Annotated in this window: 10 protein-coding genes and 1 pseudogene; 7 read left to right on the top strand and 4 right to left on the bottom strand. The window is 45.3% G+C overall.

Features of this window, described 5'->3' with window-relative positions:
- Positions 1-8 precede the first annotated feature (8 nt).
- Positions 9-989: a transcriptional regulator gene (locus tag MSWH1_RS00745; protein WP_048125211.1), complete on the bottom strand. Its 981-nt coding sequence runs from the start codon at positions 987-989 to the stop codon at positions 9-11.
- A gap of 198 nt (positions 990-1187) precedes the next feature.
- Between MSWH1_RS00745 and MSWH1_RS00740 the strand changes: the two genes are divergently transcribed.
- The gene (locus tag MSWH1_RS00740) at positions 1188-2258 is read left to right on the top strand and encodes a formate--phosphoribosylaminoimidazolecarboxamide ligase (RefSeq protein ID WP_048125209.1); all 1071 of its coding nucleotides are present in this window, start codon (positions 1188-1190) and stop codon (positions 2256-2258) included.
- Positions 2259-2274: 16 nt separating this feature from the next.
- Here the strand turns inward: MSWH1_RS00740 and MSWH1_RS18675 are convergent.
- Positions 2275-2427 (bottom strand): annotated as a pseudogene (locus MSWH1_RS18675) (RNA-guided endonuclease TnpB family protein); the annotation flags it as partial.
- A gap of 132 nt (positions 2428-2559) precedes the next feature.
- Here MSWH1_RS18675 and MSWH1_RS00735 point away from each other — a divergent pair.
- From MSWH1_RS00735 to MSWH1_RS00715, 5 genes are all read left to right on the top strand, one after another.
- The gene (locus tag MSWH1_RS00735; RefSeq protein ID WP_048125207.1) at positions 2560-3903 is read left to right on the top strand and encodes an ATP-binding protein; all 1344 of its coding nucleotides are present in this window, start codon (positions 2560-2562) and stop codon (positions 3901-3903) included.
- Between the two features lie 211 nt (positions 3904-4114).
- Complete coding sequence (locus tag MSWH1_RS00730; RefSeq protein ID WP_048125205.1) at positions 4115-4603, top strand: 3-isopropylmalate dehydratase small subunit; 489 nt, start codon at positions 4115-4117, stop codon at positions 4601-4603.
- Between the two features lie 95 nt (positions 4604-4698).
- Positions 4699-5826, top strand: a complete 1128-nt coding sequence (locus tag MSWH1_RS00725; RefSeq protein WP_048125203.1) for an isocitrate/isopropylmalate dehydrogenase family protein — start codon at positions 4699-4701, stop codon at positions 5824-5826.
- Between the two features lie 190 nt (positions 5827-6016).
- Positions 6017-6322 carry a DUF190 domain-containing protein gene (locus MSWH1_RS00720; protein WP_048125202.1) on the top strand — a complete coding sequence of 102 codons (306 nt, stop codon included), beginning with the start codon at positions 6017-6019 and terminating at the stop codon, positions 6320-6322.
- Positions 6323-6574: 252 nt separating this feature from the next.
- Positions 6575-7615, top strand: coding sequence for a methyltransferase domain-containing protein (locus MSWH1_RS00715; protein WP_048125199.1), 1041 nt, complete (start codon positions 6575-6577; stop codon positions 7613-7615).
- A 167-nt stretch (positions 7616-7782) separates the two neighbouring features.
- Here the strand turns inward: MSWH1_RS00715 and alaS are convergent, their stop codons facing one another.
- Together alaS and MSWH1_RS00705 are read right to left on the bottom strand one after the other, a co-directional pair.
- The gene (alaS, locus tag MSWH1_RS00710) at positions 7783-10560 is read right to left on the bottom strand and encodes an alanine--tRNA ligase (RefSeq protein WP_048125197.1); all 2778 of its coding nucleotides are present in this window, start codon (positions 10558-10560) and stop codon (positions 7783-7785) included.
- Between the two features lie 640 nt (positions 10561-11200).
- A complete protein-coding gene (locus tag MSWH1_RS00705; protein WP_048125196.1) occupies positions 11201-11461 on the bottom strand; it encodes a YhbY family RNA-binding protein in 261 nt (86 codons plus the stop codon).
- A gap of 387 nt (positions 11462-11848) precedes the next feature.
- On the opposite strand from MSWH1_RS00705, the gene MSWH1_RS00700 reads away from it, so the two are divergent.
- Positions 11849-12640, top strand: a complete 792-nt coding sequence (locus MSWH1_RS00700; RefSeq protein ID WP_048125195.1) for a winged helix-turn-helix domain-containing protein — start codon at positions 11849-11851, stop codon at positions 12638-12640.
- Positions 12641-12645 lie beyond the last annotated feature (5 nt).

Genomic DNA, 12645 nt, shown 5'->3' with positions numbered 1-12645 from the left:
ATCCCTGATTACTTGGTTTTTTTCTTATAATAGACTTCTCTTACAATTACCAAAAATATTACAAAGATGCACCCGAAAAGGAACCAGATCCCCGGATGAAGAGAAAGGGCATCATAAAGCCCATGAACCCCTCCAAGGTGTGTGAGCCCTTCAGGAGGAACGGAAGGCAGTTCCGGAGTTGAGTCCAGAGTATCCGGGACAGAGACTTCAGCAGCCCCTGATTCCCGGGCAGCGTCCATTTCTGAAGGCAATTTTTCTGCTCCTGAACCGTCCATTACCTGCTGCCCGGCAAAGGTCTCAGGGCTTGCATCCATCACCTCCTTTTCCATTACCTCCTCTTCCATCACCCCCTCTTCCGGCAATGCCTGATCAAAAGTAGAGTTCGAACCTCCGTCTTTAGGGCTCAGCTTTTCATCTTTAACGCTCTCCATAATTGTTGCTTCTGGATAAGTCTCATTTACCGGCCCCGTGATCCCCATCCGCAAAGGAGCAGTGGCATCGACGATACTTTTTGCCCGCAGGTAGACTGAAAGGTACTCTATTCCTGCAGCTGCAAAGAAGGCTGCTCCTATTACTCCCATGTATTTCTGCAGCAAATTTATAATGGAGAGTTTATCCATTGAATTTCTGGAAGGGACAAGGACAATCAGTTTTTCCACAGATTCGTAGATCTTGATCTGCCGCCCTTTCTGGCTCCACTTAATCTGTTTGACTTTAATCAGGTCGGATTCGATCAGAGAATCAAGGTTATATTTGACCGTGGTAAGGGGAAGGTTCAACTCTTCTGCAATATTGGTTGCAGACATGCTTTTCTTCCCAAGAAGTTCGAGAATCTTCAATGATGTTTCGTTGGAGAGGATCTGGGTAAGCTTTCTTGAGTCACCGTTTACAGGGAGAACAAGTACCCTGTTATCCTGCTCCTCGAGTCCAGGCCCCTGGGGAGGCTCACCGGTTTCAGATAAACCGTCTCTATCTTCAAGCCCGTTCATGCATATTTCCTGAGTTAAAAACCTTATTATCAATATTTATCAAGTATACTCTGTACTGTACTTTGCACCGATCTTAATATAAAGTTTTATTTCTACGGTTTATTATAGATCGGCTACTATATTTATATATAGAATCCTGCCCTTAACCTTAAATATAACATTGTATATTCTAATCTAAATTTTCCGCTGGTAGCAATCATGATAACAAAACAGCAGGTTCTTGAATTTCTGAAAAATTACGATTTAGAAAATATTACTATTGCAACAGTCTGTTCTCATTCAAGCCTTCAAATCTTTGACGGGGCGCGAAAAGAAGGCTTCAAAACTCTGGGGATCTGCGTTGGCAAACCACCCAAGTTCTACGAGGCATTTCCAAAAGCAAAACCTGATGAGTACCTTATTGTTGAAAGCTATGCGGACATAATGAATAAGGCTGAAGAACTCAGAAAGAAAAATGTAATCATTATCGCACACGGTTCATTTGTCGCTTATCTAGGTACCGAAAATTTTGCAGAGATAGCTGTGCCTACATTCGGGAACCGGGCTGTACTGGAATGGGAGTCAGACCGGGATAAAGAAAGAGAATGGCTGCTTGGAGCAGGCATCCACATGCCCGGAAAAATAGATGACCCTCATGACATCAACGGGCCTGTGATGGTCAAGTACAACGGTGCAAAAGGAGGAAAAGGCTTCTTCGTCGCAAAAACCTATGAGGAATTCGATGAACTAGTTGACCGCACTCAGAAGTACACTATCCAGGAGTTCATTACCGGGACCCGCTACTACCTGCATTACTTCTACTCCCCAATCCGGAACGAAGGATATACCTTAAGCGAGGGAAGCCTTGAGCTTCTTAGCATGGACCGCAGAGTAGAATCCAATGCCGATGAGATCTTCAGGCTCGGCTCCCCCAGAGAACTTATAGAAGCAGGTATCCGCCCGACATATGTGGTTACAGGAAACATGCCCCTCGTCGCAAGGGAATCCCTCTTGCCTCTTATCTTCTCTCTTGGAGAAAGAGTGGTTGAAGAATCCCTTGGTCTTTTCGGCGGGATGATAGGAGCTTTCTGCCTTGAAACTGTGTTTACGGATGAGCTTGAAATTAAGGTATTTGAGATTTCAGCCAGAATTGTGGCAGGGACAAACCTTTACATTTCAGGTTCCCCTTACGCAGACCTGATTCAGGAAGACCTCTCGACCGGAAGGAGAATAGCTCAGGAAATCAAAAAGGCAGCCCAGACAAACCAGCTGGATAAAATAATATCCTGAAGCTACTGAAATCTTCAGAAGCTTTCAAATAATTATATTTTTCATATGTAGAAAGTACAGCAAAATCCTTGATACCTACATCAATACCAACTGTAGTAGAATCATCAAATTTCGGTTTCTCAGGAAGTTCCTTTCCATCATCTACAAAAACACCAATGAAATACTTTCCAGTTAAGGTTTTAGATAACGTAAAGGCCACTCAGAACGAGATTCAAGCCTGAAAAACTTAAAGATAGGGACTTTTATTAGATCACACCTAAACAAATTATTTTAAGTAGGAATCCGTCCGATACTATCAAGGATGCCTGAGGGAGAGAATAAAAAGTTCAAACCTGCTTTCGGGGGAAAATTCAGCGGGACATTGCGCGTTCTTGGTAATGAAAAAAATGAAGGAAAAGGACTCCTGTTTCTTGGAAACTATATGGCACTTGACCATTCGAGGGGAGCAGCCGTTTATCTGGATGCCCTTAAACCTCATGCTGTTTTGATCTGTGGGAAAAGAGGGTATGGAAAATCTTATACGATGGGATGCATGCTGGAAGAACTTGCCTTTCTCCCTCCTGCCATCAAGGGAAAACTTGCCTCCCTTATCATTGATACCATGGGAATTTTCTGGACAATGAGTTATCCGAATACTTCCGAGGCAGGAAGGCTAAAAAGCTGGGACCTTGCCCCCACGGGACTCGATACCGAGGTTTTCGTGCCGGCAGGAAAGGTCGAAGCCTATAAGACGCGAAACATAGAGGTACAGCCTTTTTCAATTTCAATCCGGGAGCTCTCAGGAAGCCAGTGGTGCAGGCTCCTCAAGATTGAAGAGGTTTCTCCTCTTGGAATTATGCTCGTAAGGACTATTGAATCCCTCCGGGAAAAAAGTGAACCTTATTCTTTTGAAGACATTATCAGCGAGATATTTCGGGATACACGTTCGGATTCAGCATCTAAAGGAGCTGCTGAAAACTATTTCAGGGCTGTGAAATCCTGGGGTCTGTTTTCAAAGGAAGGGACGCCTCTATCAGAACTAATATCAGGAGGCAGGACAACAGTCCTTGATATAAGCGCCCTTGAAAATGAAAACGTTTGCGCTGCGGCAGTATCAATTCTTGCAGGCAGGCTTTATGCAGAGAGGCTTGAGGCAAGAAGAGCCTATGAAAAAAAGCAGATGGGGGAAAAGCAGGAAGGAAAAGAGTTCCCCATGGTCTGGTTTTTCATAGATGAGGCTCATATCTTCGTTCCCGCAGGGACAGAAAGTCTTGCTTCGGAGGTACTTATTAACCGCTGCCTCAGGCAGGGCAGGCAACCCGGGCTCTCCCTGGTACTGGCAACCCAGAGACCCGCAAGCCTTCACCCTGATGTTGTCTCGCAGAGCGACCTTCTTATCTGCCACCGCCTCACCTCAAGTGATGATATCCTTGCTCTTGAAACATCGCGGCCTCTTTATATGCAGGAAAGCCTCAGGGCATACCTGAAGAAAATGGGGAGTGAAAGGGGAGCTGCATTGATAATAGATGATCACTCAGAATCTGTCCATATGGTGCGCATCCGCCCGAGGAAGAGCTGGCACGGTGGAGGAGAGCCAAGTGCTCTTGAACCCGGAAGAGGGGAAAAAGAAGAAACAGCTGCTCAAAACCCTCAGCAATTTGCTTAAGGCAGAGAATTTGTTTACAAAAGTTTTCCTTTACTAAAGTTTACCGGGCAAAAGCAGGCGCAAAACGGCAGGAATTGTTAACCTGTTTTATAGCCTGTCAGAAAATAATTTAAATATTACCTGTGATACTTCAACCCTGTGAGTATAGCTGAGTTACAGGCTGTGAACATTTTATCAACAGCGTTTAATTACAGCAAATTACGGTGATTTCATGAAAGGAAGAGCCTGGAAATTCGGAAATGACGTGGATACGGATGCAGTAATTCCCGGAAGGTACCTGATATTTAATACCCCGGAAGAGCTTGCGAAGTATACATTTGAAGGCGTACGCCCTGATTTTGCAAGAAATGTTCATGAAAATGACATCGTGGTCGCAGGAAGCAATTTCGGCTGTGGGTCCTCGCGCGAACACGCACCTCTTGCCCTTAAAGGGTCAAAGGTATCCTGTGTGATCGCAAAGTCTTTTGCAAGGATCTTTTTCAGGAATGCGATCAATATCGGAGTCCCTGTCCTTGAATGCCCGGACACGGACAGGATCGATGACGGAAATGAACTTGAAGTAGACATTGCAACAGGGGTCATTCAAAACAAAACAAAAGGAGAGACCTACCAGGCAACCCCCCTCCCGGATTTCGTCCGCGAGATCGTGGATGCGGGAGGGCTTATAGAGTATGCCCGGAAACTAGTCTCTGAGCAATGAAAAACAGGAAACCTGTCCAGAGACAGCCCTGACCCACGTTTGACATCTCGCATTAAAAAGGCATTTTTGCCTGTAAATTTGAAAGGAGCACAAACATGACGCAGTATAAGATTCCGGTCCTCCCCGGCGACGGGATAGGCCCAGAAATCCTCGCCGAAGGCAGAAAAGTAATTGACGCCGCAGGCGAGAGATTTGGTTTTGATGTAGAATGGATTGAATACCCGCATGGAGCAGATCACTACCTGGAAACAGGAGAACTGATTTCGGAAGAAACCTTAAAGGAATTGTCCGGTTACCCTGCCATTTACCTTGGCTCCATCGGAGACCCGAGGATTGCCCCCGGGGTTCTTGAAAAGGGAATCTTATTAACTGCACGCTTTTACTTTGACCAGTACGTCAACCTGCGCCCGATAAAACTCCTCGAAGGAGTCTGGACCCCAATCAAGGATAAGACCTCAAAAGACATCGACTTTGTCGTGGTCAGGGAAAACACCGAGGACTTCTACGTAGGAATCGGCGGCAGAGCAAAAAAAGGAGAGAGTAAAGACCTCCTTGAAGTCAAAAGGACACTCTACTCCGCAAAATTCGGCCTTGACATCGAGACCGACAGCGAAGAAATTGGGTACCAGATCGGCCTTATCTCAAAAGAAGGTACAAAAAGAGTTATCGAATACGCCTTTGACCTTGCAGAAAACCGGAAAAAACACATCTCATCTGTTGATAAGGCAAACGTCCTTTCCGACATCTACGGCTTATGGAGAGAAGAGTTCAGCGCGGTTGCTGAAAAGCACCCCGGCGTTACCACGGACTTCAACTTCGTTGACGCCATTACAATGTGGTTTGTGAAAAACCCTGAATGGTTCGATGTGGTCGTAACTCCGAACATGTTCGGAGACATCATAACCGACCTCGGAGCCATGATCCAGGGCGGCCTCGGCCTTGCTCCCGGCGGAAACATCAACCCGAACGGGACAAGCATGTTCGAGCCAATCCACGGTTCAGCCCCTAAATACAAGGGTCTGAACAAAGTCAACCCGATTGCCACAATCTGGGCAGGCGCAATGCTCATAGAACAGCTCGGAGAAAAGGAAGCTGCAGACAACATAGTAAGTGCAATCCAGAAAAATATCCTGGACAGCAAAGTCAAAACCTACGACATGGGCGGCAGAAGCACCACCTCAGACGTCGGGGACGACATTACAAGAATAATAAAGGGAGAATAATTCAAATCTCCCTCATTACATTTTCTTTTCAAATTAACGCAGAATTGCCGGAATTCTCCGACTTTTTTTGAAAATCAGAACTATTTTTGATCAAATTTATATCCTGTATCGGAGATAAGAATAAAATTAGTTTTTAAAATTAGTTTTAAAATTAGTTTTTTCAAAAAACTCACACTTGAGGTTTAAAACAATGTCATCTGCACTTCTCCGCATCTATCTGAAACAAAACTCAACCTACCACGGCAAATCCATCCACGAAGCAGTCCTCGAACTTTTGCGTGATTCCGGCATCATCGGCGCAACCCTGCTCAGAGGAATCGAAGGTTACGGGACAGACGGAAAGATCCATACCCTGAAGATCCTGGAGCTGAGCAATGGTCTTCCAGTAGTTGTGGAAGCGGTTGATAGTGAAGAAAAAATTCGGGCTCTAGTTCCGAAGCTGAGAGAAATTGTAGGAAAAGAGCTTATGACGATGCAGGCAGTGGAGATTCTTTAAACGGATAAGGCAGATTTCAAGCCAGAAAAAATTGAAACACAATTAATTCCATTTTTCCAACCGTAGTTCAGTCGAGAAGTGGCTTCCACGAAAACAAGGATTGAAACTCTACTGGACACCTTCCATCCTTATAATTATATTATTCGCGAGCAATCTCCACGAAAACAAGGTTTGGAACTCGGGAAGTAATATACCCCTCTTTTTTCAGTTGCCTTTAAATCCCATAAAACTCCTACTACTCCTCTGATCGATGTGGCACGGAGAAAACAATTTGAAAAACCCCTGCACGGGGATAAGGAAAGCGTGCGCTTTGCAACCCCTGAGCCTATTTCTCGCTACAGGGCGCAGCGCCTGAAGTGCAAGACTCTTGCTGATATCAGCTGCGGGATTGGAGGGCAGACGGTTTTTTTTGCACAGCAGTGCGAGTTTGTATATGCAGTGGAAATCGACCCCGAGAAAATCGAGTATGCAAAACAAAACTGTGAGATGTACGGACTTAACAATGTGAAATTCATCTGCGGAGACGCTCTTGACCCGAAAGTGATCGAGCAGATCCCGGCAGTAGATGTGGTATTTTCGGACCCTTTCCGCCCGGCAGAAGAAGATGAAAGGCATGTCTCAAGCCTTGAGCCCGGAATCCCGAATGTGCTTTCGGCTTACAGGGAAAAGACAGCAAATTTCGCTTTCGAAGCTCCACCCCAGATGCCGCCGGAAAGGATTCCTTTTGACTGCGAAAAAGAGTATATTTCCCTGGAAGGGCAGCTCAACCGCCTGACTCTCTACTTCGGCGATTTAAAACAGTATGACCGGCTTGCTGTGGCTCTTCCTGCAGGCGAAGGGCTGGTCTCGAAGAATATGCCGCTTCCGCAGATCCGAGAAGCAGAAAAGATGAAACTCTGCGCCTATGAACCCGAGCCCTCTGTTGTTGCAGCAGGTCTGCTACCTGAACTTGTTGAATCCATGATGCAGATGGCAGGCCCGATTGTAGGGGCTTTCGAACTTTTCAGGGTTGACAAAAAGAGGCTTTTACTGACTTCTGATGCCCTGATAAAGCAGTCCATGATCAAAAATCACTACTTGGTCCTGAAAGTCACTCCCTTTGAGCCAAGGGAAATCAATAAGTTTCTGAAGGACAGGAATGTTGGGAGTGTCGTACTTCGGGCAGGCGTAAAACCCGAGGACTACTGGGAAGTTCGAAACGAAGTAGAAAAAGGACTTGAAGGGAAGAAAACCATACACCTCTTTGTAAAAGACAGCATTGCAATCCTCTGTGAAGTGCTCTTTAAAACCTGAGGTAATAGGCAATTCTCAAATTCCTTTTTTAATTTCAAAAAATCTGAGAGAGAGACAGCCAGAAACTAAAAAAAGTAAAAAAACCGGGCTTTAAAAACCCGGCATCAGTTTTGTTTTTCGGCTCAATCGAATTTGATTGAGCCATCCAACTTGATAAAACCGTTATTTCAGGCTTCTTTGCAGGCATCTTTCACAAGCTCAAGACCTCTGGCAAGAGCATCCTGCATTCTTGTGGGGTCAGTTCCACCGCCCATTGCAAGGGAAGGCTTTCCGCCTCCGCCTCCGCCGACAATCTTCGACATCTCACGGACAAGGCTACCAGAATTGATTCCACATTTTAGGGCTTTTTCTCCGGCAGATGCTACAAGCTTGACGCCTTCAACATCACTTGCAAGAAGGGCAACCACATTTTCGTGTTTCAGGAGTTCCGTAGCCATCTTCTGGAGCTCAAGAGAGTCTGCTCCGGGAACCGGCTCGGCAACAACCCTGAGGCCTGCAACCTCAGAAGCATCCCCGAGCATCCTGTAAACCCTGGTTCGGGCAAGTTCTTCTTTGAGCCTTTCGTTTTCTTTCTTCAGGTCTTTCCATTCCCCGAAGAAACGTTCCACACTTACCGGAAGCTGTTCCTGAGGCACGCTCAGTGTCTTTGCGGAATCAACAAGGAGAGATTCCATTTTTTGCATGGCGCGAACGGCTGCATCTCCGGCTGCAAACTCGATCCTCTCCACACCGTCCTGAATCCTTTCTGTCTTCAGGATTTTGATAGGGCCGATGATTCCAGTACTCAGGCAATGAGTCCCACCACAGGCTTCCACATCGTCTCCGACCTTTACAATCCTGATTTTTTCTCCTGGAGGCACTCCACCCTGATAGAGCCCGAAACCGTATACCTGCTCGGCTTCAGTCCTCGGCATCCATTCCGTAATCACACGTTTGTTTTCCATAACCGTGTGGTTGGCAAGAAGCTCGATTTGCCTGGCTTCCTGAGGAGAGATATGTCTGTAATGGGAAAGGTCAAGCCTGGAGTGATCTTCAAACTTCTGGGCACCAGCCTGCCAGATGTGTTTTCCAAGAACTTTTCTGGCGGCATCATTTACAATATGGGTTGCTGTGTGGTGCCTTGCAAAAGCCATCCTGCGCTTTTCATCAACCTTGCCGGTGATAATATCGCCTTTTGAGATCTCAAGTTCCCTGCCTGGGGTGTCAACCGTATGTACGATTACACCGTCATAGACCTGAACATCCACAACTCTGTACACAGCATCTCCGACAGTGATGGTTCCGATATCTGCAGGCTGCCCTCCACCTTCCGCATAGAAGAATGTGTTGTCCATCACAATATGGTTATCAAACACATCAAGGACAACTGCCTCAAACTCCAGACGGGTGGGCTCATCATAGAAGCGGCGTTTGGTCTTCGGGAGGTGTTTGAGCCTTTCTGCAAAAGGAATTACCTGTTCTTCCTTTTCTTCAGCCTTGTTGTGCAGTTCCCCAATGATAGAATAGAAATTGTCAGGGAACTCCACTCCTACCCCAATTTCGGCTGCAACTTCTTTTGCCATCTCGGGAGGGATTCCGTGTGAATCATAGAGTTCGGTTAACTGGGATAGAGGAATTTTTTCTCCGGTCTTCTTGAAATGGGATGCCGATTTCTGGATGATCCTGCGCCCCCTCTCCATGGTAGCGTTGAACTTTTCCTCTTCGGATTCCAGGATGTCCTGAATAACAGAGAAATTGTTACGGAACTCGGGATACTCGGGCATGTTCTTTATGTGCATGTCCACGATTTCGGAGAGTGGAGTCCTGATATCAAGGTCTTTCATCATGCGCAGCGTCCTTCTCAGGACGAGGCGCGCCAGGTACCCTGCTTTGACATTGGAGGGAATGATTCCGTCCCCGAGCATGAAGGTGAGACAACGCGTGTGGTCAGTGATCGCATAGACCTTTTCTACAGGTTCCATGATAGCCGAAAGTTTGTCCACAGTCATCCCAATGCTTGAGGCAACTTTTTTCCTGAGTTCCATCAGGTTTGCCTTTTCACTGACATCCATAAACCCTGCAAGCCGGGCGTTCTGCGCCAGGATGTTTGCATACTCGGAGTTATCCAGTTCATGTTCCAGCCCTGCAAGCCCCATGAGTTCATTTACTATGCCAGGGAAAAGAGCGTCATAAATCGTAGGAGACCCCTTTGAAGCCCAGGCAAAACGCTCGAGCCCATATCCGGTATCCACGATGTAGTTATCCATCTTTGAATAGGTCTCGCCCTTGATCATGACATCTCCTTTTTTGTCGGTCTTCAGATCCATGAAAACGAGGGTTGCAAGCTCGAGGCCATTCACAATGACTTCCACACAGGGCCCGGCATTGCCTCCGCCTGCCCAGGGTTCTTCTTTGTAGGTTACGGCGAAGGGGTCTACCTTAAGAGAGTTCAGGAGCTCGTCACAGAGTTCCAGGGTATGTTCCTTCCAGTAAATTTCATTGTCCCTTTTGTTAAAAGCGTGGTGCGCCATCATTTCAAAAGTTGTCAGGTGGCGCCCGCTCCTGCCCACCGAGTCCAGGTCGTTTAACCTGATACAGGGCTGGGAAATGGTAAGGGGGTTTGCAGGAGGTGGAACCTGCCCTGAAGTTACAAAGGGCTGGAAGTCTGCAATTGAAGCGATGGTAAGGTAAATATCGTCTCTCCAGCGGGCGACCACAGGATAGCGATCAATCCTTGTGTGCCCTCTTGCTTCAAAGAAGGAGAGGTAGTATTCGCGCATCTCTGAAATATTAAATTCCCTGGAAAAGACAGGGCTCCCTATAAAAGAATAAGGGTCACAGGGCGCGTCTCCGCACGTATTTCTTTCAGGGTCACGTGTCCAGAAGAATTTGCCACATTTCTGGCACTGCTTCCGGACGAAACCGTTGTTTTTGAAAAAGTCAAGTTGATACTCATCTTCAAGCATAATAATCTCTCCGGATGGTGGGGTGCGATCTGCCCCACTGTGTCTTAAAATAAAAGTAAAGCAGAAGTATCCCAGCTCAACCGTCTCAATGGGGGTTTCAGGCACTTTTGTGCTTTGATGATCTTAATGCGTTTATCCGTTTACATACAGCGGTATGGAAGTCAACCTCATAATAGTGAGGTCCTGTAGGCTTGTGTACGAATAAACTTTACAGCTAATTGTTTTTCAATATAAGTAACTTACATAATAATGATGAAATTTACATAACTTACATAATAATGATGAAATTTACATAATACTGATGAAATATATAATAATATGAAATAATAGATCATATTTAAACAGATCCACACTTACGAACCTTAACTATTAGAGGCACTTCTACAGAAAAACTTTGTTCTTCATTATGAGACATAAAAAAGTGTTATTTTCCTCCAGAGGTGAACTTCTTGCCTGTAAAGCAACCCGAAAAAAACGATATTGCAGGGAGAAGGTTAAAGGGGACATACTTCAGCTACTTAAGTACTCTCGATTAGATCTCAATTATAATGCTGTTACTCAAAAGCTTCGACTTAAACAACGATAATCAAGTAACGATAATCAAGTAACGACAATCAAGTACGCCTTCTCCCTGAAATTATTACCTGTACAGCACAACTGTTCTGCCGCGCACATCAATCAGTGTGGATCTTGTAGATACGGCGATCTCATCTGCGATAGTTTTCAAATCTTTTCCTTCTTCTGCGCTCTTGAGCACCCGGACCTTTACAAGCCTGTTAACTTTCAACTTATTATTCAGTTCTTCGATCAAAGATTCAGTGACCCCATTCTTTCCAATATTAAGAATAGGACTTATCTTGCTTGCATCGGATTTCAGCTGGTATAGTTTTTCTTTCTCCATTGCCCTTCCTCACATCGTTAATGATAAAACTCGCCTGCTAATTATAAAAAGCTCACATCATCAATGTGATAAGAAATGCACAACATCGATGAAATAATTCCTTCTACCTTGAAGCTAGTTTACCCTTGAGTATGATTTCATCCATTCTCACCGGCATCTATATCAAAGTTTCCCGGTTAACCTGATTTAAGGAACATCTGGTTTTCAGTTTTATCAGTTACTTCTTTTTCACCTACATTGTGGCTTTTTGTGCTGGCAGATATCGAACCTGAACAGGAATTTCAAATAAATTCGGCATCTTTATTATCGGCTTGATATTCATTAACGCTATAAAGAACCAAACACGAAAAATAAAACCCCTCTTCCACTTCCGGGAGGCGACCGTAAATGAACCCAAACTTGCTTGATTTGATCCTGTTTTCAGAGAAGAGAAAAGATTTTCTCCTGCTGCTGAAAGAAGGACCAAAGAATGCCCAGGAGATTCTTGACAGGCTTCAGGTTCCAAGAACCGCTCTCCTTCCCCAGATAAAGAAGCTGAAAGAACAAAACCTTGTAATCCATGAAGAAGGAATGTATCGCCTCAGCCTGATAGGAGAGATTATTATAGAGAAAATGCAGCCTCTTCTTGATACCCTTGAGGTTTTTGAGAAAAATGAGGAGTTCTGGGCAGACAGGAAACTCACACCTATTCCCCCTTACCTTATGAAGCGGATCCGCGAACTTGGGGATTATCACCTGATAGAACCGGACCTGAGTCATACTTTTGACCTTAACCCGGAATTCGTGAAGCATACTTCTAACTCGAATCATATCCTCATGTTTTTCTCTTATTTTCATCCCCAATTCCCTGCTTTCTTCCTGGAACTTGCCAGAAGAGGCACTGAAATATCCCTTGTCCTGAGTGAATCTGTATACTCACGGCTTGCAGAAGATTTCAAAAAAGAAGGAGCGGAGTATCTCAGAATGGAGAACACAAATCTCTTTATTCTGGACAAAAAAGAAGTTGAAATCCCTGCAGTCGTTGTGTCTTCTGACAAAATAATGCTTATGGGGCTGTTTAATGAAAGCGGAAGATTTGACCGCCAGTATATAATAAGCTTCGAACCCGGAGCAATAGAATGGGGAAAAGACCTGTTCGAATACTTCAGAGATATGAGCAGAGAGGTAAGGAAGTATTGAGGATG

The organism is Methanosarcina sp. WH1, from assembly GCF_000970005.1.
In the GTDB taxonomy this organism is placed as follows: domain Archaea; phylum Halobacteriota; class Methanosarcinia; order Methanosarcinales; family Methanosarcinaceae; genus Methanosarcina.
Note: the sequence above shows the minus strand (reverse complement) of the source record. Positions and strands in the feature narration are given on the sequence as shown.

Bases quoted from the DNA above. Each gene is read 5' to 3' on its own strand.
- MSWH1_RS00745 (WP_048125211.1), bottom strand. From the start codon at position 989: ATGAACGGGCTTGAAGATAGAGACGGTTTATCTGAAACCGGTGAGCCT.
- MSWH1_RS00740 (WP_048125209.1), top strand. From the start codon at position 1,188: ATGATAACAAAACAGCAGGTTCTTGAATTTCTGAAAAATTACGATTTA.
- MSWH1_RS00735 (WP_048125207.1), top strand. From the start codon at position 2,560: ATGCCTGAGGGAGAGAATAAAAAGTTCAAACCTGCTTTCGGGGGAAAA.
- MSWH1_RS00730 (WP_048125205.1), top strand. From the start codon at position 4,115: ATGAAAGGAAGAGCCTGGAAATTCGGAAATGACGTGGATACGGATGCA.
- MSWH1_RS00725 (WP_048125203.1), top strand. From the start codon at position 4,699: ATGACGCAGTATAAGATTCCGGTCCTCCCCGGCGACGGGATAGGCCCA.
- MSWH1_RS00720 (WP_048125202.1), top strand. From the start codon at position 6,017: ATGTCATCTGCACTTCTCCGCATCTATCTGAAACAAAACTCAACCTAC.
- alaS (WP_048125197.1), bottom strand. From the start codon at position 10,560: ATGCTTGAAGATGAGTATCAACTTGACTTTTTCAAAAACAACGGTTTC.
- MSWH1_RS00705 (WP_048125196.1), bottom strand. From the start codon at position 11,461: ATGGAGAAAGAAAAACTATACCAGCTGAAATCCGATGCAAGCAAGATA.
- MSWH1_RS00700 (WP_048125195.1), top strand. From the start codon at position 11,849: ATGAACCCAAACTTGCTTGATTTGATCCTGTTTTCAGAGAAGAGAAAA.